Annotated in this window: 18 protein-coding genes and 1 pseudogene; 5 read left to right on the plus strand and 14 right to left on the minus strand. The window is 69.9% G+C overall.

From position 1 onward, the window contains the following. Positions 1-214: 214 nt before the first annotated feature. Positions 215-1,504: a PQQ-dependent sugar dehydrogenase gene (locus I8J32_RS02995; RefSeq protein WP_200615279.1), complete on the plus strand. Its 1,290-nt coding sequence runs from the start codon at positions 215-217 to the stop codon at positions 1,502-1,504. Between the two features lie 126 nt (positions 1,505-1,630). Here the strand turns inward: I8J32_RS02995 and I8J32_RS17485 are convergent, their stop codons facing one another. The 3 genes and pseudogenes from I8J32_RS17485 to I8J32_RS03005 form a co-directional block, all read right to left on the minus strand. Next, positions 1,631-2,137, minus strand: a complete 507-nt coding sequence (locus I8J32_RS17485) for a glutaredoxin domain-containing protein (protein ID WP_245156477.1) — start codon at positions 2,135-2,137, stop codon at positions 1,631-1,633. Further along, positions 2,117-3,130: pseudogene (gene cysK / locus I8J32_RS03000) on the minus strand (cysteine synthase A); the annotation flags it as partial. The gene I8J32_RS17485 and the pseudogene cysK, both read right to left, overlap by 21 nt. A 490-nt stretch (positions 3,131-3,620) precedes the next feature. Further along, positions 3,621-4,109: a VOC family protein gene (locus tag I8J32_RS03005; RefSeq protein WP_200615277.1), complete on the minus strand. Its 489-nt coding sequence runs from the start codon at positions 4,107-4,109 to the stop codon at positions 3,621-3,623. A gap of 572 nt (positions 4,110-4,681) precedes the next feature. Between I8J32_RS03005 and cueR the strand changes: the two genes are divergently transcribed. Then, positions 4,682-5,143 (plus strand): Cu(I)-responsive transcriptional regulator, encoded by a 462-nt coding sequence (cueR, locus tag I8J32_RS03010; RefSeq protein WP_200615276.1) that lies wholly within the window; start codon positions 4,682-4,684, stop codon positions 5,141-5,143. 626 nt (positions 5,144-5,769) lie between these two features. Here the strand turns inward: cueR and I8J32_RS03015 are convergent. Further along, complete coding sequence (locus I8J32_RS03015) at positions 5,770-7,236, minus strand: ankyrin repeat domain-containing protein (protein WP_207526750.1); 1,467 nt, start codon at positions 7,234-7,236, stop codon at positions 5,770-5,772. 119 nt (positions 7,237-7,355) lie between these two features. Next, positions 7,356-8,324, minus strand: coding sequence for a hypothetical protein (locus I8J32_RS03020; RefSeq protein ID WP_200615273.1), 969 nt, complete (start codon positions 8,322-8,324; stop codon positions 7,356-7,358). A 597-nt stretch (positions 8,325-8,921) separates the two neighbouring features. Here I8J32_RS03020 and I8J32_RS03025 point away from each other — a divergent pair. After that, positions 8,922-11,732, plus strand: coding sequence for a M16 family metallopeptidase (locus I8J32_RS03025; RefSeq protein WP_200615271.1), 2,811 nt, complete (start codon positions 8,922-8,924; stop codon positions 11,730-11,732). 358 nt (positions 11,733-12,090) lie between these two features. On the opposite strand, the gene I8J32_RS03030 is transcribed toward I8J32_RS03025, so the two are convergent. The 3 genes from I8J32_RS03030 to I8J32_RS03040 all read right to left on the minus strand — a co-directional run bounded on the left by I8J32_RS03030 (position 12,091) and on the right by I8J32_RS03040 (position 14,726). Continuing rightward, a complete protein-coding gene (locus tag I8J32_RS03030; RefSeq protein WP_200615270.1) occupies positions 12,091-13,173 on the minus strand; it encodes a methyltransferase in 1,083 nt (360 codons plus the stop codon). A gap of 253 nt (positions 13,174-13,426) precedes the next feature. Further along, positions 13,427-14,077, minus strand: coding sequence for a helix-turn-helix transcriptional regulator (locus I8J32_RS03035; protein ID WP_200615268.1), 651 nt, complete (start codon positions 14,075-14,077; stop codon positions 13,427-13,429). A gap of 10 nt (positions 14,078-14,087) precedes the next feature. Then, positions 14,088-14,726: a hypothetical protein gene (locus I8J32_RS03040; RefSeq protein ID WP_200615267.1), complete on the minus strand. Its 639-nt coding sequence runs from the start codon at positions 14,724-14,726 to the stop codon at positions 14,088-14,090. A gap of 555 nt (positions 14,727-15,281) precedes the next feature. Between I8J32_RS03040 and I8J32_RS03045 the strand changes: the two genes are divergently transcribed. Beyond that, positions 15,282-16,457 carry a c-type cytochrome gene (locus I8J32_RS03045; protein WP_200615265.1) on the plus strand — a complete coding sequence of 392 codons (1,176 nt, stop codon included), beginning with the start codon at positions 15,282-15,284 and terminating at the stop codon, positions 16,455-16,457. Between the two features lie 738 nt (positions 16,458-17,195). Here I8J32_RS03045 and galE read toward each other — a convergent pair. The 5 genes from galE to I8J32_RS03070 all read right to left on the minus strand — a co-directional run bounded on the left by galE (position 17,196) and on the right by I8J32_RS03070 (position 21,429). Then, positions 17,196-18,212: a UDP-glucose 4-epimerase GalE gene (galE, locus tag I8J32_RS03050; protein WP_200615264.1), complete on the minus strand. Its 1,017-nt coding sequence runs from the start codon at positions 18,210-18,212 to the stop codon at positions 17,196-17,198. 5 nt (positions 18,213-18,217) lie between these two features. Further along, complete coding sequence (locus tag I8J32_RS03055) at positions 18,218-19,183, minus strand: glycosyltransferase family 4 protein (protein WP_245156399.1); 966 nt, start codon at positions 19,181-19,183, stop codon at positions 18,218-18,220. Further along, positions 19,180-20,046 carry a glycosyltransferase family A protein gene (locus I8J32_RS03060; protein WP_200615263.1) on the minus strand — a complete coding sequence of 289 codons (867 nt, stop codon included), beginning with the start codon at positions 20,044-20,046 and terminating at the stop codon, positions 19,180-19,182. The genes I8J32_RS03055 and I8J32_RS03060 overlap by 4 nt, the downstream gene beginning before the upstream one ends. Before the next feature lie 493 nt (positions 20,047-20,539). After that, positions 20,540-20,851, minus strand: coding sequence for a hypothetical protein (locus tag I8J32_RS03065; protein WP_200615262.1), 312 nt, complete (start codon positions 20,849-20,851; stop codon positions 20,540-20,542). A gap of 59 nt (positions 20,852-20,910) precedes the next feature. Then, on the minus strand, positions 20,911-21,429 hold the full coding sequence (locus tag I8J32_RS03070) for an Hsp20/alpha crystallin family protein (protein ID WP_200615261.1): 519 nt from the start codon (positions 21,427-21,429) through the stop codon (positions 20,911-20,913). Between the two features lie 452 nt (positions 21,430-21,881). Here I8J32_RS03070 and I8J32_RS03075 point away from each other — a divergent pair, with 452 nt between their 5' ends. Then, a complete protein-coding gene (locus I8J32_RS03075) occupies positions 21,882-22,394 on the plus strand; it encodes a hypothetical protein (RefSeq protein ID WP_207526751.1) in 513 nt (170 codons plus the stop codon). Between the two features lie 635 nt (positions 22,395-23,029). Here I8J32_RS03075 and I8J32_RS03080 read toward each other — a convergent pair. Continuing rightward, positions 23,030-23,395 (minus strand): hypothetical protein, encoded by a 366-nt coding sequence (locus I8J32_RS03080; protein WP_207526752.1) that lies wholly within the window; start codon positions 23,393-23,395, stop codon positions 23,030-23,032. Positions 23,396-24,443: the final 1,048 nt, after the last annotated feature.

A 24,443-nucleotide genomic window follows, 5' to 3' on the forward strand; every position in this document is an offset into this window, starting at 1 on the left:
ATGACGCTCCCGGAATCGTGCTCCAGAGATGGGCCCGAAGGCGCGCAGCGCAAGACCCGGCCGGGCGCTTCCAGCGCCCAGGGCCGGCAAGGCCGCCGACGCGGCCGGCGACACGGCCCCGGCAGCCGACGGATGAACCGCGATCCGCCCACGCCATGACAGCTTCATCGGCACGGGTGTACAACCGACCCGTCACCCCCCGGAGCCCGCGGCCATGACGCGCCTGCTTGGGACCCTCGCCTGCGTGATCGTACTGGCGGCGTGCGACCTGTCGCTGCGGTCGGGATCCGTCGAGGGCGGGACCGACGACGCCAAAGCCAACCGCGCCACGCTTACGGTCGAGCCGGGCACGGCGTCGGCGCTCGCCGCGCCCACGGCCGACGCCGCGTCCGCCCCGGCCGCCTCGACGCAGACCGCAGTCGTCTTCCGCCAGACCGGCGGCCCGCTGCCGCCCCAGCGGCTGCCCAACCCGCCCTTCCAGCCCGCCGAGATCGCGCGCTTCCACGAGCCCTGGGCGATGACCTTCCTGCCCGACGGCCGCCTGCTGGTGACCGAGAAACCCGGCCGGCTGCGGCTGCTGAACATCGCGACCCGTCAGGTCGGCGACATCGGCGGCGTACCGGCCGTCGCGTACGGCGGCCAGGGCGGCCTGGGCGACGTCGTGCTGCATCCGCAGTACGCGAGCAACCATCTGGTCTACCTGAGCTACGCCGAGGCGGGCGCCAACGACACGCGCGGGGCCGCCGTCGTGCGCGGCACGCTGACGCTCTCCGGCAGCGGCGGCAGCCTGACCGGCCTGCGCCTGATCTGGCGGCAGGTGCCGAAGGTCAGCGGCTACAACCACTACAGCCATCGCCTCGCGTTCGACCGCGGCGGCAAGCTGTGGATCAGCTCCGGCGAGCGCTTCACCTTCACGCCCGCGCAGGACCTGCAGACCAACCTCGGCAAGATCCTGCGCCTCAACGACGACGGCTCGGTCCCCGCCGACAATCCCTTCGTGGCCCGCGGCGGCGTCGCCGCCCAGGTCTGGTCGCTGGGCCATCGCAACGTGCTCGGCATCGCCTTCGACCCGCAGGGCCGCCTGTGGGTCGACGAGATGGGACCGCGCGGCGGCGACGAACTGAACCTGATCGAGCGCGGCTCGAACTACGGCTGGCCGATCGTCTCCAACGGCGACAACTACGACGGCACCGTCATCCCCGATCACCCCACGCGGCCGGAATTCAACGCACCCGAAGCCTGGTGGACGCCGGTGATCGCACCCGCGGGCTTCATCATCTACACCGGCTTGCGATTCCCCTTCTTCCACGGCCGCGGCCTCATCGGCGGCCTGGCCTCGCAGGCCCTGATCGTCATCGAGTTCGACGGCGTCCGCGCCCGCGAAGGCACGCGCTATCCGATGGGCCGGCGCATCCGCGAAGTGGAGCAGGGGCCGGACGGCACGCTGTGGGTGCTGGAGGACGGGGTGGATGCGCGATTGCTGAAGCTCAATGAGCGGTTTTGAGGTTTGGGTAGGGGGCGACGATCGCCGCGAATCAGCCCCTTCCCCCGCTTCGCGGGGGAAGGTTGGGATGGGGGCCAACGATCGCCGCGCTGTCCAGGCTGCTGGCAGAGCAGCGAAGGCGCCAACTCACCGCGGCTGCAACCACGCCGGCAACAACGCTCCCGGCTCCACGCGCACGCCCTCATCGCAAGCCACGCCCTGCGCCTTCAGCATCGCCTGCAGCCGGCCCTCCTTCGCCAGGTCGAGCGTCTCCGTGCAGCCGCCGATCCACTGCCCGCCGACGAAGACCTGCGGGATGGTCCGCTTGCCGGTGCGCGCGGCGAGCACCGCGCGGATCTGGCCGCCGCGGTCGTCGCGCTGGTACTCGGTGGAGTCCAGGTCCACCGACCGATACGGCACGCCGAGTGTCGCGAACAGCTTGCGCACGGACCAGCAGAACTCGCACCACTCCAGCGCGAACAACACCACCGGCTGCGCGGCATCGGCGAGCAACGCCTCGACGAAGGCTTCGACATCTTTCGATACCGGCGGCGCGACGGGCTGCTGCGCCGGTGCGGCCGGCGGCGGCGGCGCGGCCGCGTCGAAACGCGCGCCGGGCGTGGAGCGCGAGATCGCGAGTTCCTCCTGCGTCATGTCGATGCCGATCCCCTCGAACAGCGGCGTGCTCAGGTAGCGCTCGCCGGTGTCGGGCAACATGCACAGGATGGTGGCGCCGTCCGGCGCTTCCTCCGCGATCTGCAGCGCACCGGCCAGGGTCGCACCCGCCGAGATGCCGGCGAAGATGCCTTCCTGCTGCGCCAGCTCCTTCGCCCGCCGGACCGCATCGGCGCCGTTGATCGGCAGCACGCGGTCGATCCAGTGCGCGGTTATTGCGTCCTGGGTGAGCTTGGGAATGAAGTCGGGCGACCAGCCCTGCATCAGGTGCGGGCGGAAGGCCGGATGGCTCTCGCCCGGCGTGCCGTCGGCCGCGCGCGGTTGCGGCAGCCCGCTGCCGAGGATGGGCGAGTTGTCCGGTTCGCACACGACGATGCGCGTATCCGGCCGCGCCTGCCGCAGCACGCGCGCCACGCCCTTGAGCGTCCCGCCGGTGCCGTAGCCGGTGACGAAATAGTCCAGCCGCTCGCCCTCGAACGCCGCCAGGATCTCCGGCGCCGTGGTGCGCGTGTGCATGTCGGCGTTGGCCTCGTTCTCGAACTGGCGACACAGGAACCAGCCGTGCGCCTGCGCCAGCTCCACCGCCTTGGCGAGCATGCCGCTGCCCTTCAGCGCGGCCGGCGTGAGCACGACCTTCGCGCCAAGGAAGCGCATCATCCGCCGCCGCTCGACGCTGAAGTTCTCCGCCATCGTCACCACCAGCGGGAAGCCCTTCACCGCGCACACCATGGCCAGCCCGATCCCGGTGTTGCCGCTGGTCGCCTCGATCACCGTCTGCCCGGGCTTGAGCGCCCCGCGACGTTCGGCGTCCTCGATCACCCCGAGCGCGAGCCGGTCCTTGACCGACCCCATCGGATTGAAAGCCTCCACCTTGGCGAACACGTTGACGCGCGCCGGCGCCAGCTTGTTGATGCGCACGATCGGCGTGCGTCCAACCGTACCGAGGATGTCGTGGAAGCGGTTGGCGGCCATGGCGTTCCTCCCGCGCGCCAGTGTGCGCGGGAGATTGTTCGTTTTGCGATAAAGGGATCTGCCGGTCGCCGCGAATCAGCCCCTTCCCCGCTTCGCATGAGCCCCTTCCCCCGCTCCGCGGGGGGTGAGAGGACGCGTTTGCGGACCACTGGTCCGCGCGTCATCGAACGCCAGCAGGCTGTGCCTGCTGGCCGGGACGGTTGGGATGGGGGCCGACGATCGCCGCGAATCAACCCCTTCCCCCGCTCGGATGAGCCCCTTCCCCCGCTCCGCGGGGGAAGGTTGGGATGGGGGCAGCCGATCGCCCCGTCGCTCAACCCACGCCGGGCGCTGCTTCACCGCTGCACAGGATCAAGTGCGAAAGAGTGGGCATCCATGCCGGCCGCCCTCCGGGTCTACGTTTGAAGCGGGATCTTGGCCTGCGTGGCAGCAACAGCAGCCGCAACAGGTCCCTAGCCCGGGCAGCGAAGCACACCCGGGCTACCCTGCTTCAATTCCTAGTGTTTTCCATCCGCAGCGCGCGGCGGCGCGTTCGAAGCCCTCGCCGGTTTTTGTTCCGTCTGGCGCGGCTCGAACAGCTCGATCGGATTGCCGTCCGGATCCTCGATCTGCACCTGCCGGCCGGCCGGGCCCGACTCCATCTCGTTGCGGAAATGCAGCCCGCCTGCTTCAACTGGGCGATGAACCCGGGCAGGTCCTCGACCTCGAGCACCACCCGGTTCCACCCGCCCGGCTCCTGTTGCTGCCCGTCCGGCATCGGCCGCGAGCCCGATGCCTCCGGTCCGCTGAGCAGGACGTGTTCGCCGCCCAGCACGACGCTGGCGAACGCGGGCGGCTGCTGATGCTCCAGCGTGAAACCCAGGCGCTGCGTGTAGAACTCGACCGCGCGCGCGATGTCCCGCACCTGGTAACGCACACCGTGGAAACCCTTGACGAACGCGTGCTGTTCCACGCCACGGGATTGTGTCTTCTGGACCATGGGATCCTCCTCCTGTCGGGACCCGCGCGGATGAGCCACCGGCGGGATGCGAATGGCACAACCCCATGACGCTAGGACGGCACCGATCCCTGCGGGGTGAAAGCGTCCGTCGAAACCAACCACGTGGATCTCGCAAACGGCGACGGGCCGCCGTCCCTCGCAGACAGGCAAATGAACCGGCGCGCACAGCGCGTCGTGCGTGGCGACGCCCCGGAAACCGGGGCGTGCCCGCGGTACGTCAGAGGCTGGAGCCCGTACCACCACAACCGCAGCCGCCACCGCCGCACTTGCAGCACCGGCAGTCGACGCAGCGACACTCGACGCACTTGCAGCAGCCGCACGGGGTCGCGGTGGCGGCCTGGGAACCGGTGGGGAACAGGAACTTGCGCATGGGAATACTCCGAAGGGATGCGGCCGATTGCCGCGACGCGCACACTGGGGCTTGCCCCCATGGCAAGGTCAACCGCCCCATGACGACCGGGCGATGCCTTGACCTTCCCACGAGGGCAGGCTTCACCCTCCATGCCGATCAGCGTCGCGATTCCGCCACGCACTGTCCGCGGAGTTTCCCCATGGCCAAGCCCTCCCTGCGTCCTGAACTGGCCCAAGCGCGCCAGCAGGGTTTCCACAACATAGGCGAGGCCGCCGACGACACCGGGGTCAGCGCGAAGATGATCCGCCACTACGAACGCAGCGGCCTGATCCCACCGGCGCAGCGCACCTTCGCGGGCTACCGTCTGTACGCCGACAGCGACCTGCACCGGCTGCGCTTCATCAAGCGCGCGCGCGTGCTCGGCTTTTCGATGAAGCAGATCGAAGTGCTGCTGAACCTGTGGAACGACCGCCAGCGCGCCAGCGCCGAAGTGAAGGCCCTGGCCCAGGCACACGCCGCCGAACTCGGCCAGCGCATCGCGCAGATGCAGGCGATGCAGCACACGCTGGAGAACCTCGCCCGCCACTGCCACGGCGACGACCGCCCGGAATGCCCCATCCTGCAGGACCTGGCCGGGACGGCGCAGGCGGCTGCGCCGTAGTACGGGTCGCCGTAGTCAGCATCACCGTGCGCTTGCTCGGCTTCGCTTTGCTGTTGCTGTCACGCAAGCCAGCACGTTGCGCCAACCGTAGACCCGGAGGGCGGCCGGCATGGATGCCGGGCGTTTACCGCCGCGCCATGGATGGCGCGTCGCCGGCGACAATGATGCGGCCGGTTAGAGTTGGACTCACCCGCACTTTCATTGGTTACCTTCTTGATGAGCGCCTTTGGCGCTCACCCCTTCGGGGCCGGCTTCGCCGTTCGCACTTCGTGCGTGTGCGAGCAAAGAAAGTAACCCGCCGCCAGGCGAGGCGATTTTCAACAGCGAAGCTGGTCAAGCATTTGAACTGGCGTGTCCACTCTTTTGCATTTGATCTTGAGAGGCAGGGTGTGCGGCGTAGGTTGAGGGCGCCGCGATCGTCGGCCCCCATCCCAACCTTCCCCCGCAAGCGGGGGAAGGGGCTGATGCGCAGCGATCGTTGGCCCCCATCCCAACCTTCCCCCGCGGAGCGGGGGAAGGGGCTGATTCGCGGCGATCGTCGGCCCCCATCCCAACCTTCCCCCGCGCAGCGGGGGAAGGGGCTGATTCGCGGCGATCGTTGACCCCACAGGCGAAGGCGCCAAAGCTCAGCGCGCCTCATGCTCCCTCAGCACCTGCGCGACCGCATCGTGCCCGTTGCCCTGCGCCATCATCAGCGCAGTCCACTGCTTTTCCCCGGAGCGGGCGTCGGCGTCCGCACCCGCGTCCAGCAGCGCGCGGGCGAGCTCGGCGTTGTCGTACTGGGCCGCGGCCATCAGCGAGGTGAACCCGCGCTCGTCGGCGTGGTTGACGTCCGCGCCGCCCTGGATGAGCACCCTTGCCGCCGCGGTGTGGTTCCTCGATGCCGCCACGTGCAGCGCCTCGCCGGCGGCGGCGGCCTCGAGCTCGCCCTTGCCCAGCAGAGCCTGCACGTTGCCAGGCCTGTTCTCGCTGGCGGCCAGTATCAGCGCGTTGGCGTCGTAGGCGTTGCGCGCGCTCGTGGAGGCGCCCTGGGCCAGGAGCCAGCGGATGTCGTCCGGTTCGCCGCAGGCGGCGGCGGTCATCAGCGCGGTGTTGCCCTTCGGGCCGGGCGTATCGATCGACAGGCCCGAGCGCAGGAAGGCCAGCAGCATGCGTTGCAGGGCCTGATTGCCGCCGACGGTGCAACCCGCGGCCGCCATCACTTCCTCGGGACTGCCCGCCACTTCCGCCTCGCGACGGGCCTGCGGCGCCGCGGCAGGGTCCTGCTCCAGCCGCTGCGCCCAGCGGGCGTACAGGGCCATGATCCGCGTCAGCTCCATCTGGCGGTTGCCGCGCAGGGCCATCGCGCGGCCCACCATGTCGAGCGCCGCGTCGATGTCGCCCGCCTCGCGCAACAGGTACTGCGCGTAGTTGCCGTGCATGAAGGCCGATTCGGGGAAAGCCGCGATCGATTCGCGATATGCGCGCAGGGTGCCGGCGCGATCGCCCATGCCGGTGTACAGATTGATCCGCGCCGCGACGGCCAGCTTGCCGCCGCACACGCGCAGCTCCTGCTGGCCCGGCTTGCAGGGCGGCACGCGTTCGAGGCTGGCCTGCGCGCCCTGCCAGTCGCGGCGCTCGATCTGCAGCAGCGCGCGGTGCACGTGCAGCTGCGCGTCGGTGGCTCCCGCCTTCCCGGCGCGGTCGAGCGCCGCGGCCGCCTCGTCGTAGCGCCCCTGCTGGGTGTGCACGCGGCCGAGCTGGATGAGCGCGTCCACCTGCGCCGGGTCTTCCTCCAGCGCGATCTTCAGCTCCGACTCGGCCATGCGCAGGTGCTGCTCGTCCGCGGTCATCGTGCAGGCGCTGCCGCGGATGAGATGCAGCCGCGCGGTCTCCACATGTGCCGCGGTGTTCACGGTCGACGCCGTTTCGGCCGCGACCTTCGCCTGCTGCAGCAGATCCCCGATCAGCATCAGCTGTTCGTCGTCGTGGCAGGCCACCGCATCGAGCATGGGCCGGGCCTGGGCGACTTCGCGGTCGCCTGGCCTGCCCTCGCAGGCGGTCGTGGCGAGCGCCAGGGCGAGCAGCGCGAGGTGGCGGAAGGGGACGGGCATGCGGTGGTTCCTTGGGCAGGCAGCGTGGGTGAGGTGAGGCGTCATGTTGGAACGTGGGATCAGCGCGTCGCATCCGCGCGTGCGCAGCGCGCCGCGCCACGCTCGGGATGCACCGCCGCTCAAGTGGCCGGCGGGGCCCCGAGCGCCTTGACCAGTTCAACGCACAGCTTCTCCAGCGCCTCCGGATCGAGCGGCACCGGCGTGGGCGGTTCGGCGACCTTGTCCTGGAACGCCGCCGCATCCCACCAGCGGGGATCCGCGCGCATGCGCGCCGCCGACGCTTCGTCGAGCATCGACAGCAGGACCTCGTTGTCCAGTTGCGTCTCCGAGAGGATCCGCGCGATCCATTCGGGCGAGAGCACCCACGGCGTCGTGCCCGCGAGTTTCAGTTTCGACAGCACGAAATCGATCCGGCCCGCGTGGGCATGGGGCCGCAGCTCGCGATTGCGCTGGAACAGGCGCAGCACGTCCCCGGGCAGGCTGGCGTTGACGAAGGCCGTCTCCTCCGGCGGTTCCACGTCCAGGACGTGGCTGTACATGTCGGCCACCACGTCGTCGGGCAGCAGGCGTACGTTGACCGACCACACGCCGGGCACCGACCGCCACTCCTGCATGCGCGCGCCCCACAGGCTGCGCCGCAGCCGGGTCGCCATCCATTCGTCGAAGGGCTTGTCCTTCCACGCGCCCCATTGCCACCACGCCGAATTCAGCAGCGGCACCTGCGGCCTGACATAGGCGAACACCTCGGCGTCCATGCCGGTGCGCTGGAGGATGTCGGCCCAGTGCTCGGCCTGGTAGATCCACGCTTCCTCCGACAGCACCACGTCGTGCCCCACGTCCTGCAGCGCGCCGGCGAGCGCGGCCAGGTCCATGTCCCGCATCGGCCGGGCCGGCGGCGACGTCCGGTAGCCCGCGATCCCCGCGCTCTCGCGCAGGCGCTCGCCGCGGACCAACTGGCCCTGGCGATCGATGGCGATGTATTCGACGGTCGAACCATCACGGCGCTGAAAGCGCGGACGCTGCGTCAGCGCGGCCTGGATGGCGCTGGAACCGCACTTGCCGGCGCCGATGTGGAGGATCAGGGTCATGGCGGCATGATGCCGCGCCTGGGGGAGCGCAGACCAGCCCGGGCAGCGAACGCGCTGCGTGCAGCAGCGTAGCCCGGGTAAGCGAAGCGCACCCGGGGCTCTCCGCACAGATGAGGGGCTGCGTAGCTTCCCCGCTCGCGCATCAGCTCCTTCCCCCGCTCTGCGGGGGAAGGTTGGGATGGGGGCCGAAGATCGCCGCGCCCTCAACCCGCGCCGCGTGCCCGCTGCTCAAGATCAAATGCAGAAGAGTGGACAGGCCAGTTCCAAGGCTTCCGCCTTGCGGCGGGTTACTTTCTTTGCTCGCACAAAGAAAGGTAACCAAAGAAAGTGCGGGGAGGTCCACTTCTAACCGGCCGCATCGTTGACGCCGGGATTTTCCGACGCGCCATCCATGGCGCGGCGGAAAACGTCCGGCATCCATGCCGGACGCCCTCCGGGTCTACGGTTGGCGTGACGTGTTGGCTTGCGTGAGAGCAAGGACCGTAGCCCGGGCAAGCGAAGCGCACCCAGGCGGCACGGCGCCCCCCCTTTCCTTTGGCACTCCTGCCCCCCAGCCATATTCCCTATGTTCCTGCGATCCCAGCACCGGAGTGCCGTATGCGTCGCGCCGCCCTGTTCGTTGCCGTCTGCCTCGCCCTGTCGCCTGCGGCCTTCGCCGGCGCGCCTGCCAAGCACGCTCCCGCCAAGCCCGTGCCCGCCGCCGAACTGGCGCGCAGCGTCGACATTCCCTCTGAATCATTCACCCTCGACAACGGCCTGCGCGTGGTCGTGCATACCGACCGCAAGGCGCCGGTGGTGGCGGTGCAGGCCTGGTACAACGTCGGCTCCAAGGACGAACCGCAGGGCAAGACCGGTTTTGCGCACCTGTTCGAACACATCGGCCTGTTCAATCCGACCGAGAACCTTCCCGGCGGCCTGATGCAGCCGCTGCGCGCGATCGGCGCCACCGACTGGAACGGCACCACCTGGTTCGACCGCACCAACTTCTTCCAGACCGTGCCGACCGCCGCGCTCGAGCAGGCGCTGTACATGGAGAGCGACCGCATGGGCCACCTGCTCGGCGCGCTCAACCAGGAGCGGCTCGACAACCAGCGCGGCGTGGTGCAGAACGAGAAGCGCCAGGGCGACAACCAGCCCTACGGCCTGGTCGAGTACGCGCAGCTGGAGACGCTGTTCCCGCCGGGACATCCCTACCACCACTCCACCATCGGCTCGATGGCCGACCTCGACAGCGCCAGCCTCGAGGACCTGCGCCAGTGGCATCGCGACAACTACGGCCCGAACAACGCGGTGCTGGTGCTGGCCGGCGATGTCGACGTCGCCACCGCCAAGACCCTGGTGCAGAAGTACTTCGGCGACATCGCGCGCGGCGCGGTCAACGAACCGGCGCCCGCCGACGTACCCACGCTGCCGGCGCGCGTGGACAAGACCCTGCACGACCGCGTGGCCAACACGCGCCTGTATCGCACCTGGATCGTGCCCGGCCTGCTCGACGCGACCGCCGCCGACCTCGACATCGCGGCCACCGTGCTCGGCGGCCTGGCCAGCTCGCGCCTGGACAACGCGCTGGTGCGCGGCGACGAGAGCGCGGTGGCGGCCACCGCCAGCTACCAGCCCTTCCATCGCCTGGGCATGTTCGAACTGTCCGTCGACGTGAAGCCGGGGCAGGACGTCGCCGCGGTGTCGGCCAGGCTCGACGCGCTGGTCAACGACTTCATCGCGCAGGGCCCGACGCAGGACGAAGTCGCGCGCGTGACCGCCACGCGCATGGCCGAGCGCATCCGCGCGCTGGAGCCGGTGGGCGGCTTCACCGGCAAGGCCGTGGTGCTGGCCGAGGGCCAGCTGTACGCGGGCGACCCGTCGTACTACCGCCGCGAACTGGCCGCCTACGGCGAGGCGACGCCGGCCTCCGTGCGCAAGGCGATGGCGCAGTGGCTGAGCCGTCCGGTACTCGCCATCACCGTCGCCCCCGGCGAACGCGAACCCTACGCCGAAGCCGCCGCGACGCGGCCCGCGCCCAAGCCGCCCGCGCCGCTGGCGATCGCGCCGCGCGCGCCCATGCCCGGCGTGGGCGTGATGAAGGCGCTGGACTTCCCCACCGTCGAACGCGCGCACCTGCGCAATGGCATCGAAGTGGTGTACGCGCGCTCCGGCGCGGTGCCGATGACGCAGGTGGCGGTGGAATTCGACGCCGGCGTCGCGGCCGATCCGGGCGACGCGCTGGGCACGCAGAAGCTGGTGCTGTCGCTGCTCGACCAGGGCACGGCCTCGCGCAACGCGGTGCAGATCGCGGAGGAGAACGAACGCCTGGGCGCCACCCTGGCCACCAACGCCGGCCTGGACCGCACCGCGGTGATGCTGGGCGTGGTCAGCCCGAACCTGGCCCCGGGCCTGGAACTGCTGGCCGACGTCGTGCGCAACCCGGCCTTCCGCGCCGAAGACCTGGAACGCATGCGCGCGCAGCAGCTGGCCAACATCGACCAGGAGAAGACCTCGCCCAACGGCATCGGCGGCCGCGCGCTGCCGGGCATCCTGTACGGCGCCGCGCATCCCTACGGCCGTCCGTTCTCCGGCCTGGGCGACCCCGCCGCGGTGAAGACGCTCACGCGCGATGACCTCACGGCCTTCCACCAGCGCTGGCTGCGCCCCGACAACGCGCGCGTGTTCGTCGTCTCCGACCGCCCGCTGGCCGAACTGCAGCCGCTGCTGGACGCGCAGTTCGGCGCGTGGGCCGCACCGGCCACGCCGAAGGGCCAGAAGGTCTTCCCCGATGCCCTGCCCGCGCCGACCCCGCGCATCGTGCTGATCGACCGCCCGCAGTCCCCGCAGTCGCTGATCCTCGGCGCGGCCGTGCTGCCGGTCTCCGGCCGGGACGACCTGGTCGCCTTCAACGCCGCCAACGAAGTGATCGGCAACGGCTTCCTGTCGCGCATCAACCAGGACATCCGCGAGACCCGCGGTTGGTCGTACGGCCTTAACGGCCGCATCACCCTGGCGCAGCAGCGCTCGCCGTACATCATCAGCGCCCCCGTGCAGGCCAACCGCACCGGCGAATCGATCCAGGTGCTGATCGACCAGTACCGCCACTTCCTCAGCGACCAGGGCGTCACCGCCGCCGAACAGGAACGCACCATCAACGGCAACGTGCGCTCGCTGCCCGGCGGCTTCGAGACTTCGGCCAACGTGCTCAACGCACTGCGCACCAACGTCCTGTTCGAACGCCCCGACGACTACTGGGAAACCCTCGGCCCGCGCTACCAGGCGCTGTCGACCCAGGCCATGGACGACGCCGCCCGCCGCATCATCGACGACGGCGACTTCGTCTGGGTGGTGGTCGGCGACGCGGCCTCGGTGAAGCCGCAGCTGGAGAAGCTGGGGTTGCCGGTGGAAGTGCGGCAGGCGATGTAGTTGCGACTACTCCCTCCCCCGCTCGCGGCGGAGGGCTGGGGTGGGGGCCAAGTCGCGGCGAACGCATTTACCCCCTTCCCCGCTCCGCGGGGGGTGAGAGGACGCGCTTGCGGACCACGGGTCCGCGCGTCACCGAACGCCAGCAGGCTGTGCCTGCTGGCCGGGGCGGGGCGCAGCCACGTAGGCTGGGTTGGCCTCACCAACCCAGCGCCTCGCGGCGATCAGGTTGGACGCGAGGCTGGGTTGAAAGAGCCAACCCAGCCTACGTCACTGATTCGCGGCGATCGTCCGCCCCCATCCCAACCTTCCCCCGCGGAGCGGGGGAAGGGGCTGATCCGCAGCGGGGGAAGGGGCGAGGCTACTTGTACGCCACCCCCGCACTCGCCGGCCCACCCAAGCCGATCACCTCGGTGCGACTGAACCCCGCCTCCCGGCACCAGCCCGCGAAGTCGCTGCCGGTGAAATCGAATGCGTCGCCGAACTCGATCAGCATGTTCAGCGACATCAGCAGCCCGAACGCATTCTCCCGGCGCGCGTCATCGATCAGGTTCTCCACCACCACGAACGCACCGCCGGGCGGCAGCGCCTCGAACGCCGCGCGCACCAGGTGCCGCTTCGTCTCCAGGTTCCAGTCGTGCAGGATCATCCCCATCGTGATCACGTCCGCGCGCGGCAGCGGGTCGCGCAGGAAATCGATCGACTGCACGGTGACCCGGTCCGACAGTCCCGCCGCGGCGATCTCGCGCGCGGCGATCGCGGTGACCTCGGGCAGGTCCGCCGATATGCAGCGCATGTGCGGATGGCGGCGCGCCACGAACATCGACAGCTGCCCCGTCGCCCCGCCGACGTCGCACAGCGTGGTGTAGCGCGAGAAGTCGAACGCCTCGGCGAACGCGCGGAAGTTACCGGCGGAGATCCCGCTCATCGCGCGCATGAACTGCTCCAGCCGCGCCGGGTCGCGATAGAGCTCGGCGAACATCGACGCGCCGGTGCGCTTGATCTCGTTCTGCGGCTTCCCGGTGCGCAGCGCCTCGGTGAGATCACCCCAGAACGGATACAGCCGCGCATTGGCCATCTCCAGGAAGCCGCCGATATACCCCGCCCGATTACGGTCGAGGAACGCCGCCGTCTCGGGCGTGTTGCGATAGCGCGCCGCCGGGCCGTTGCCGTCGCGCTCCAGGAAGCCCAGCGCGAGCAGCGCATCGAAGAAATCCGGGTTGGCCCGCGCATGCAGCCCCGCCGCCGCCTGCAGCTGCGCACCCGTCATCGGCCCTGCCCCCAGATGGGTGAACAGTTCCAGCTCCACCGCCGACAGCAGCGTCTTCGCCGGCCAGAAGCCCATGCCCACCTCCATCAGCCGTGCGGGGGACAAGTCGTTCATGGCGGGCTCCTGCGTCGGGGTGACGAAGGAATAACGGGGCGGTTTGGCGAGTGCGGCCAAGGGTTCGCCGCGATCGTCGGCCCCATCCCAACCTTCCCCCGCGAAGCGGGGGAAGGGGCGCATTCGCCGCGATCGGCGGCCCCCATCCCAACCTTCCCCCGCAAGCGGGGGAAGGGGCGGATTCGCGGCGATCGGCGGCCCCCATCCCAACCGTCCCGGCCAGCAGGCACAGCCTGCCGGCGTTCGATGACGCGCGGGCCAGTGGTCCGCAAGCGCGTCCTCTCAACCCCCGCGAAGCGGGGGAAGGGGCTGTTCACCCCGCCGGCCGCTCCTTCCGCGCCCCAATGCGGAAGCGGCACACATTGCCGCCGCGCACCATGCATTCCATGTGGTGGATGCGGCGCGCCGACGCTGCCTCCATGAAGGCGATGTCGAATCGGCACACGTCGGGATGCTCGCGTGCGAGGGCGTGGAAGACGCAGTTGTAGGCTTCGACCTGTGCCTCGCCGCCGCGTTCGGTGGCGATGGCTTCGTAGCCCAGTTCGTCGAGGCGGGCCGCCAGGGCGCTGGCGATGGCGTCGGGCGGGGCGTCCGGATCGGGCGCCGGTTCGGCGTGGCCCAGGCCCTGGCCGAGGCTGACCAGCATCTCGCGCGCATCGTCCTCGCCGAGCCTGTCGATCACGCCCTGCATCAGCGCGCCGGCGATCTGCGCGTAGTTGCGCGGGAACAGTTCGTGCGCGGCCGCGGTGAGGCGGTAGCGCGCTTCGGGCCGGCCGCCGGTGGGGCGCGGCGCGATGCGTTCCACGCAGCCCTTGGAGATCAGCGCGGTGAGGTGCTGGCGCACGGCGTTGTGGCTGATGCGCAGGCGTTCGCACAGCGCCTCCACGCCGATGCCGTCGGGCTGCTGCAGCATGTGCCGCAGCAGCGCCTGTTGCGTGGTGCCCAGTTGACGCAGGTCGGCCATGTGTCCCCGCTCAGCTCACCTTGCCCGGAAACTGCTTGGCCAGTGCGCCGGCCATCGCGTCGGCGATCACGTCCATGTGCGCCTGCATCGCCGCCCAGGTCTTCGCCTCGGCGGCACGGTCGCCGCGCATGAGCTGCTCGATCTGCGCGGCGTGGTGCGCACCGTGCGCGAGCAGCAGGCCGCGCACCGCATCCTGCGGCAGGTAGGGATTGGCGCTGGACAGGAACACGGCGATCTCGCCGGCGTTCTGCGTCAGCGTCGCCATCGCCGCTTCGCCTGCGGCGCGATTGCCACCGTGCCCGGCATCGGTCATCGCCTTCACCGCGCCCCAGTGGCCGGCCAGCAGCGCCAGCATGCGCTCGCCGGCCGGCGCGCCGTAGAAGCTGCCGACGGCGTCCGCCAGCTGCCTGGCGTTGGCGACGACGGCGCTCGCCGCCGCTTCACTGCGCCTGGCGTCGTTGGCGTGGACGGCCAGCGCGTATTGGCGCGTTCTGTCGACGTGCCCGTGCCAGAGCGTGCGCAGCGTGGCCTGCAACTTGGGCGCGGGCGTGGCTGCGGTCGCGGCCGGCGCGCCGTGCGCAGCGTCGTGCGCCTGCACGCCCGGCGGGACCAGCAGGCCCGAGATCAGCAGAAAGGTCAGGTACTTCATGGGTTCCGCTCCTGTTCGGTCGCACACCGCGACAGGGGGATTCGGACAGGGATTGAGGGTATGGACAAGCTAGATATGTGTAAAGCGCGACGGTGGATCTTTCTGTTTCCACCGCGCGGGGGACAGGTCGCGGCGCAGTGGCCCCCGCGTGGGGCCCGGTCGCGGTGATCAGCCCCCTCCCCCGCTTCGCGGGGGAGGGTTGGGGTTGGGGACAGGTCGCGGCGAATCTTAGGAAGCAAGGGGGCTTTGCGTTTGGGTTGAGCGAGGCTTTCAGGAAGAGCTTTGGTCTGGTTCGCGGCGATCTGCGGCCCCCATCCCAACCTTCCCCCGCAAGCGGGGGAAGGGGCTGATCCGAAGCGGGGGAAGGGGCTGATCCGAAGCGGGGGAAGGGGCTGATCCGAAGCGGGGGAAGGGGCTGATCCGAAGCGGGGGAAGGGGCCAGGCACTGTCCAGCCACATCGTCCGCTCCGCACCCCACAGCCTTTGCACATGCCATCTCGCCGGCGATTCCGCCCCGGCGTAGCGTCCGGTGCATCCCGGCAAAGGAGAACCACCATGCCCCGCACCCCGCTCGCCGTTCTCTCCTGCGCGTGGCTGTCGACATTCGCATCGGGCTGCGCCCAGGCCCCCGCCGCGCCCGGCCCGGCGGCGTCCGGCCAGGCGCTGTCGCCGGCGATGATCGCCGAGGGCCAGCGCATCTTCCGCTTCGACACCTTCGGCGACGAACAGCTGTGGACCGACCAGCTGCAGATGCACCAGGTGGTCGAGACCGCGGTCGATCCCACCACCGCGCTCGCCGTCGGCCTGAAAGTCGACGCCGACGCCCTGCCGCCGGGCATCCTCGGCACCGTCGATCTCACCAGCCCGGCAACCACCGTCGCGCTGCTGAAGTTGAATGCCGTCGTCGGCCTGCAGGCCACCGTCGATGCGGGCAACCACATCACCAAACTCGGCGTCACTTGCGCGCTGTGCCATTCCACCGTCGACGACTCAGTCATGCCCGGCATCGGACATCGCAAGGACGGCTGGCCCAACCGCGACCTCGACGTCGGCCGCATCATCGCGCTGTCGCCGGCGCTGCCGCCGGCCAAGAAGGCCGTCTACAACGGCTGGGGCCCGGGCAAATACGACCCGCGCTACAACATCGATGGCTTGAACACGCCGCTCGTGCTGCCACCCGCCTACGGGCTGAAACACATCAGGAACGAGACCTACACCGGTGACGCGCCGATCTCGTACTGGAACGCGTATGTCGCGGTGACCCAGATGGGCGGCCAGGGCAACTTCGCCGACCCGCGCCTGGGCATCAACGTCACCCATACCCCCGACCTGGTCACGCCGAAGTTGCCCGCGCTGCGCGCCTACCAGCTCAGCCTGCGCGCGCCGGCGCCGCCGGCCGGCAGCTTCGACAAGATCGCGGCGACCCGCGGCCGCGCGGTGTTCGGCCAGCACTGCATGGGCTGCCATGTGGGCGCCAGCGGCTCGGACAACAACGGCGGCAAGCTGCACGCGCCGACCGAAACCGGCATGGACGGCGCGTACGCCGCGCGCACGGTGAACAAGGCATACCGCACCACGCCGTTGCGCGGCCTATGGCAGCACCCGCCGTATTTCCACGACGGCAGCGCGGCGACGCTGGCGGAGGTGGTGGCGCATTACGACACGGTGCGCGGGCTGCATCTGACGCAGGCCCAGCGGGATGATCTGGTGGAGTATTTGAAGACGCTTTGAGCGCCCGACGCCCGACCGCGTTTCCACCAACATAGGGCGGGTCTTGACCCGCCACCTGGTCGCCAACCAGGATGCGTACCGGCGGGTCAAGACCCGCCCTATGCGTCGTGGCTGTTGCAGTTGCGGTTGCAGTGGTTTTCACGCATACCAACATCCCGCTTCAAACGTAGACCCGGAGGGCGGCCGGCATGGATGCCGGACGTTTTCCGCCGCGCCATGGATGGCGCGTCGGAAAATCCCGGCGTCAACGATGCGGCCGGTTAGAAGTGGACCTCCCCGCACTTTCTTTGGTTACCTTTCTTGATGAGCGCCTTGGGCGCTCACCCCTACGGGGCCGGCTTCGCCGTTCGCACTTCGTGCGTGTGCGAGCAAAGAAAGTAACCCGCCGCCAGGCGAGGCGCTTTTCAACAGCGAAGCTGGTCAAGCATTGGAACTGGCCTGTCCACTCTTTTGCATTTGATGTTGTGCAGAGGCGAACAATCAAAGCTCGCGTGGGTTGGGCGCGACGCGACCGTCGGCCCCCATCCCAACCTTCCCCCGCGGAGCGGGGGAAGGGGCTATCAGCGACGCGGCGATCGGCTGCCCCCATCCCAACCGTCCCGGCCAGCAGGCACAGCCTGCTGGCGTTCGATGACGCGCGGACCAGTGGTCCGCAAGCGCGTCCTCTCAACCCCCGCGAAGCGGGGGAAGGGGCCAATCCGAAGCTGGGGAAGGAATTACCGCTGCCCCGTTAGAGCGTCAGCCCTCATACCCTCGCGGATTATCCCGCTCCCACCGCCACGCATCGGCACACATCTCCTCCAGCCCGCGCCGCGCGCGCCACCCCAGCCGCGCCTGCGCCGCGGTGGCGTCGGCGTACATCTCCGCGATGTCGCCAGCGCGGCGCGGCATCAGCTGCCGCGCGATTGGCCGCCCGCAGGCGTGCTCGAACGCGTGCACGAGTTCGAGCACCGAGGTGCCCTGCCCCGTGCCGAGGTTGTACGCCTCGAATCCAGCGGCGGCATCACCACCGACCAGCGCCGCCACATGCGCCTCGGCCAAGTCCATCACATGGACGTAGTCGCGCACGCCGGTGCCGTCGCGGGTGGGGTAGTCGCCGCCGAAGATCGCCAACTGCGCGCGCCGGCCGGCCGCGACCTGGGTGATGCAGGGCATCAGGTTGCCCGGCCGGCCGAACGGGTCTTCGCCCAGCAGGCCGCTGGCGTGCGCGCCGACGGGATTGAAGTAGCGAAGCGCGTGCACCGACAGTGCGGCGTCGGCCGTGCAGGCATCGCGCAGCAGCGTCTCGCACATCGCCTTGCTGCGGCCGTAGGGGCTGGCGGGCGCGAGCGCGGCCGACTCGTCGACCGGGCTGGCCTGCCGCCCGCCGTACACCGCGCAGGAGGAGCTGAACACCAGGCGGGTGACATCCGCCTGCTGCATCGCGCGCGCCACCGCGATCGTGCCGGCGACGTTGTTGGAGTAATAGCCCAGCGGATCGAGCGCCGACTCGCCGACGATCTTGCGGCCGGCGAAATGGATCACCGCCGCGACTGCGTGGGCACGCATCGCGGCCAGCACCGCGGCCTCGTCGCGCACGTCCGCGCGCACGAAGGCGGGGACCTCGCCGGTGATGCGCCCGATGCGGCCGAGCACGGCCTCGCGGCCGTGGCTCAGATCGTCGAGCACCACCGGGCGATGGCCGGCCTGGATCAGCGCCAGGCACGTATGCGAGCCGATGAAGCCGGCGCCGCCGGTGACCAGTACGACCGCCATCCGCCTCAGGTCGCCAGCGCGGTGTGCGACGCGCGCGCGGCCAGCATGGTGTCGAACATGCGCGCGTAGTGCTGCGCCTGCTGGCGCCAGTCCCACTCCAGGATCGAAGCGCGGATCGACGCGCCCCACTGCGCGGCGAGCGCGGGCTCATCGCGCAGCCGCGCGAGCTTGTCCGCCAGGCCCTGCGCGGTGCCGTCGAAGAAGCAGCCATTCTCGCCGTCGACGATCAGCTCGGGCATGTTGCCGACCCGCGTGGTGACGACCGGCACGCCGCAGGCGGCGGCTTCCAGGCAGGGATTGGGCGTACCTTCGTTGACGCTGGCGCACACGTACACATCCAGGTCGCGATAGAAGACCCGCATTTCCTCGCTGTTGCGCCACTTCTGCTCGCGGATCGCGGTGACCAGCGTGACGCCCGGCAACGCGGCGACCGCGGGCTGGATGACGTTGGGAAAGCCGCGATGCTCGGCGCCCATGTTGCCCAGGCTGCCCGCCCAGCCCACGCGCAGCTCGCCCGGCGCGCGCACGCGCGGTGTGGCGGCGGGCTGGTAGAACGTGGTGTCGACGCCGTTGGGCGTGTAATGCACCGGCACCCGGATCAAGGGCGCGAACTCGCGCTGCAGCAGCGCGTTGTTGGCGAACACGCAGCGCGGCAGGCGGTTGAGCGTCGCCAGACCCTCTTCGCGCAGCGGGCCCGACAGTTCGTAGTGGCTGCAGATGCCGATCATCAGCCGGTCCGCGTAACGCGCGAGCGTGGCTTCCGGGATCTGGATCTTACGCAGCTCCAGCCAGTAGAAGATCAGCACCAGGTCGGCGGCGTCGAGGTCGTCCTCGCTGACTTCGTGCTGGTAGCGCACGACGAGGTCGAAGCGCCCGGCCAGCTCACGCGCCAGGTTGCGCGCCTTGTTGTCGATCGCCCAGCCCGGCCGGTCGGCGATCGCCAGCACCCGCGGCAGCGCGGCGTCGCTCACGAGGCCGCGCACTGGTCGAGCCAGTGCTTGGTCCACGGGCTGGTGGAATCCAGGTCGTCGTCGTTCGCCGTCGTGCGCAGGTGCGCGGCGCTGGGCAGCGCGATCTGCTCGGTGCGCAGCCGCGGACGCCAGCCGTGCCAGCGCAGGCGGTTGACCTCGTCGTCGTGGTACTTGCGCCCCGGGTACTTGCGCGAGGCGTGGTCCGCGCTGAGGAAGATGTAGTGCTTCATCCGGAACTGTTCCGGGAACAGCGGCGGCTGGACGGGCTTGCCCGGCGCCTGGAAGCGCACGTGGTGCCCCCCGGACCAGGCGATCTCCATCGGCACCGGCTGCTTGCGGAACGCGCGCACGCAATGCGGCGAGCGCGGACGGAACGGGTAGTAGGTGCGCAGCTGCTGCACGAAATCGGGATGGTCGTGGTCGGGCGCTTCGCGCGTCGGCAGGAAGGTGAACTCGGCGAACTCGACCGCCTCATAGCCCTGCGCATCGGCGGCGGCGATCGCGGCGGCGATCGACGCATGGCCCGGCGGCGGCAGGTGGATCTCGTCGGCGTCCACATGCATCAGCCAGTCGGCGTCGAGTTCGCGGAACAGCGCCTCCTTGCGTTGCAGGATGCGCTCCCACTGGTAGGTGCCGTCGAACGGGATGTGCTCGATGCCGATCACCCCCGCGCCCAGGTAGGCCTTCGCGATCTCCACCGTGCGGTCGGTCGACCCGTTGTCGCAGACGTAGACCTCCACACCCTGGCGGAAGAGGTTCTCGAGGCAGGTTTTGAGGAAGCGCTCTTCGTTGCGCGCGGCGAGCACCGCGACGATGCGCGGAAGCCGCGACGGAGCCGAAGCGGGGCTGGGGACGTCGCTCATGGAATCACTGGAATTGGGGGGTCGCGGTGCGAAAGGCACCTGCGTCCGGGGCGCGACAGGATACACGGCGGTCATGAACGGCCCGGAGGGCGCGGCGTGTGACGTGGCCTGTGAAGTAGTGAAGCTGGTCGCGTTTTCACGGGCGTTTGTTGGGTGCGACAGAGGCTGCGGGGCCGGAGGCGGGCGTCGCGGAAATGGGGTGTGCCGATTGAGGTGAGTGGTGTGGTGGAACTGGCTTGTCCACTTTTTTGCATTGATCTTGTGCGGCGGCCAACGAGCAGAGCGCGGCGTGGTTGAGGGTGCGGCGATCGTTGGCCCCCATCCCAACCTTCCCCCGCGGAGCGGGGGAAGGGGCGCATTCGCCGCGACCGGCGGCCCCCATCCCAACCTTCCCCCGCAAGCGGGGAAGGGGCGGATTCGCGGCGATCGTTGGCCCCCATCCCAACCTTCCCCCGCGGAGCGGGGGAAGGAGCTGGGGAAGGGGCGAAGGCCCTTAATCCCTCACGACATGCAACGGCACCGCATCCCCGACCACCGCGCCAGCGGCATCGGCCGCCGGCAGCGTCAACTCCACCAGCTCCGCGGTCCAGTCCTCCGCCCGCACGCGGCAATGCTCCGCCAGGTACTCGCTGTCGCGCGCGTGGGCGGCGACGGGGCCGGAGCCGGCGTGGTCCAGGCATTGGTGCCAGATCGCCAGCAGGCGCGCGGGTTCCGGATGCGTGGCGACCAGGGCGCGCAGCACCAGTTCCTGCACGTGCACCTGCGCCTGCAGGCTGCACAGGGCTTCTTCGGTGATTCGGTCCATGGGGTGCTCCATAGAACGCGGCGGCGGCCAGGCCTGCGCCCGGCCGCCGCCAGCGTGGATCAACGCTCCGGCGAGTTGCCGACCTGCGCCGTACCCACGTAGGTCGTACCCGCCTGGGTCGTGCCCACCTGGATCCGCCGCGGCGTCGACTCGGGGCGCTTCGGGATGCTGATGGTCAGCACGCCGTTGAGGCCGGAGGCGGTGATGCCCTCGGCGTCGGCGCTGTCGGGCAGCGCGAAGCGCCGGTGGAACAGGCCGTGGCGGCGCTCGATGCGCGAATAGCGCTCGGTCTCGCTGGCGCGCTCCTCGCGGCGTTCGCCCTTGATCGTGAGCATGCCCTTGTCCATCTGCACCTCGATGTCCGCCGGATCCACGCCCGGGATGTCGGCGTGCAGCAGGAAGCGATGCGCTTCCTCCTTGATGTCGACGCGCGGCACCCACTGGCTGGTGACGACCGCGGACTCGTCGGTCGCGTTCTGGAACAGGTTCCCTTCGAACAGGCGGTCGAAGATCTGCTTGACCGGGTCCTTCATCCCGCCCTGCAGGGGCCACTGGTGATTGCGCACCATCTCGTTCATGGCGAAGTCTCCAATTGGGTGGACGGCCATCCCGTCCCTGCGAGGGTGGATATGTTCGCGGCGGCTGTTTTCAAGGGGTTTGGGGCGGGGGCCTTCGCGGATTAAATTTCGATTCAGGGTCGCGGCGCCGGCGGAAACCCCGGCCGGGGCGCGAGCTCCCGCGCGCCCGCAGGCGTGCCGCGACGACCTCGGCGCCGGCCCCAAGGCGATCGATGTGGCGGGGTGTCCGGCCGCCACCCGCACATCCCGATACATGGATACAAAACGACACAAAATTCTCCCCGGATTCCTGACCGGATCCGCGCCCCGCCCGCGTATCTTCGGCATGCACGGACACTCGTGCAGCGCGCGCTCGCCGCCCCGTCGGCCCGCACCAACCCGCACGGACCGCGGGTGCGCATGGACCCCCGGCCACTTCCGGGATTTGCCAAGGACCGTAAGGACACACGCACATGCAGAATCTTGTATCGCTACAACTCTCCGCGCAGGACCTCACCGATTTCGACGCCGCCCTGGCGACGCTGCGCCGGCTCACCGCCAACATGCGCGCGCTGCCGGCCAACACGCGCCGCGATCTCAACAAGATGGGCGAAAAGTCGGAATACTTCTGCCGGCAGACCCTCAACGTGCTGGCCGCCAACCCGCAGATCCTGCCGTCCACCCTCGACCTCGCCGAGGCCCAGCGCGACATGCTGGCGGTCGAACAGCTGCGCCCGCGCCTGCAGCAGCTCGAGCAGATGGTGGAGAAGCTCGACGACACCGTGCTGGCGCTGGGCAGCGACGTGATCAACTGCGCGCTGGAGGGCTACGCCCTGCTCCGCGTGACGGGCAAGAGCGAAGGCCTGAAGGCCGCCCGCCGGGAGCTGTCCGCGCGATGGTCCAAAGGGCCCGCGCGCGGTGTCGGCGGAGGAGCAGGAGCCGCCGAACCGCTGAGCCCGGCCGGCGCTCGCAATAACCTGAAGTGATGGAACCTGGGCCCGGTGTCCGGAGGCGAGCAGCCCCGGGGCACCGGGCCTTTTTTTTGGGCCAGGCAACCTCCGCCGGCCGCGCCGCGTGCGGGGTCTTCACACGTTTGGCGAATAGGGCTGCGAGCCCTGGCGATAAGGCTCCCAGGATCATTCCGCCAAGGCTCAAAGCCCTGGCGTTGAGGCTCAAAGCCTTGCCGGAACGGCACTCCAGCCTTGAGGGCCAAGGTGTGGAGCCTTTCGGCCAAGGCTTTGAGCCTTGACGGCAGGGCACCGGAGCTTCAAAGCCAGGGCTTTGAGCCTTGGCGGAATGAAGCAGAGCCTTGCCGTCAAGGCTCGTTTCCCTCTCCCGAAAGGCTCGGACACATTCCGCCAAGGCTTCGAGCCTCAGCGTCAGGGCCTGGATCCTCAACGCGGCGGCGCTTCCCGCAGCCCCGTAGGCTGGGTTGGCTTCACCAACCCAGCGCTTGTTGTGTCCTCGCCGCGCCGGGTTCGGCGGGTGCTGGGTTGGTGAGGCCAACCCAGCCTACGAGATTGGTCGTCCGTCCGATCGCCGACGTTTTGCTCGCTCCCGCGCTGGCCCAGCCCGTAGGCTGGGTTGGCTCCATCAACCCAGCGCTGCCCTGGACGAGGCGCTACTCCTCCAGCACCGCCCGGATCATCGCCTCCGAGTAGAACGCCCCGCTCGCCTCGCTCCTGGCCATCAGCGCCCGCCACAGCGGCACCGGTGGCATCGCGTAGCCGTGGAAGCGCTTGAAGCCGCAGGCGTAGAGGCCGCGGTTGACGTTCACGTCGTCGTGGAGCTGGTCGCACTCGGCCAGCAGTTCCTGTGCGTACTGGTCGCTGGCCTGCGCGGTGTAAAGGCCGGTGGCGCGCAGGGCCTCCAGCATGACGGCTTCCGCGCCGCCTTCGTGGACCCAGGGGTCGGTCTCGCCGATGCCGCCGCGGGTGAGGTTGAGCTGCCACAGGTGCGCCATTTCGTGCGCGACCAGGCGCGCCATCAGGGCGCGCTTCTTCGGGTGGTCCTCGACCCAGGCCCGCGCCCTCGAGGCGGTAGGCGATGCCGCCGCCGACCGCGCCGCCCTTGATGCTGATGCTGCCCGGCTTGCCGTCGAAGCCGACCAGCGCCACCGAGACCAGCGGCGTGTCGATCATCTTCCGGCCGAAGGCCTGCTCGTAGAACCGCGACACCTTGGCCGTGGTGTCGTCCAGCACTTCGCGCAGCCAGGCCGGCGCCTGCGGATCGATGATGACGTCGACGCTGCCCATCCGGGCCGGGCGCTGCGGCCCGAAGTAGGCGTAACCCGCCAGATCGCTGCCGGCCTTCGCCGGCGCCAGCGCGGTCTCGCCCGGCAGGCCCTTGAGCTGCAGCGCGACGTCCATCGCGCGCGCGGTGCCGTCCTGGCGCAGCGCACCGTGCAGGAAGCCGACATAGACATTCCGCCCGCCATCGGAGAAGCGGTTGATCGGCGCGTACTGCCCCTCGGGGAAATCATCGTAGGCGCTGATCTCCACGCTCAGCCGCGTGAGCGGCGCCGCACTGAACAGCGCCTCGTTGTCGCCCTCGGCCACCAGCGCCACGCCCGGCGTCAGCGGATGCCAGGCCTGCGTGCGGTAGGCGCCGACCTGCGCACCGAGTTCCACCGCCGTGACCGGCTCGGCGAAGACGTAATCGGCGCGCCACTTGTCGGCCGCGACATGGGTGAGCGTCAGGTCGGTGTGCAAGGGCGCGGGCGGGGCCGCGTTCGCCGCGCCGGCAAGCGCCGCCAGCAGCGCGCCGGCGAACAGGACGATCGAGTAGCGCCGCGCGCGTTGCGCCGACGCGTGTCCGCGATGAAGGGAAGTGCGCACGCCGGGCTCCATGCTCGATCCAGTGGCAGGCATTGTCGGCGGGACGCGCGGCGCGCAGGAATGTGCAGGAGGTCACCGTGTCATAGCTCCCTCCCCCGCTCCGCGCGAGCCCCTGCCCCGCTTTGCGGGGGGTGAGAGGACGCGCTTGCGGACCATTGGTCCGCGCGTCATCGAACGCCAGCAGGCTGTGCCTGCTGG

The organism is Lysobacter solisilvae (assembly GCF_016613535.2).
GTDB lineage: Bacteria > Pseudomonadota > Gammaproteobacteria > Xanthomonadales > Xanthomonadaceae > Agrilutibacter > Agrilutibacter solisilvae.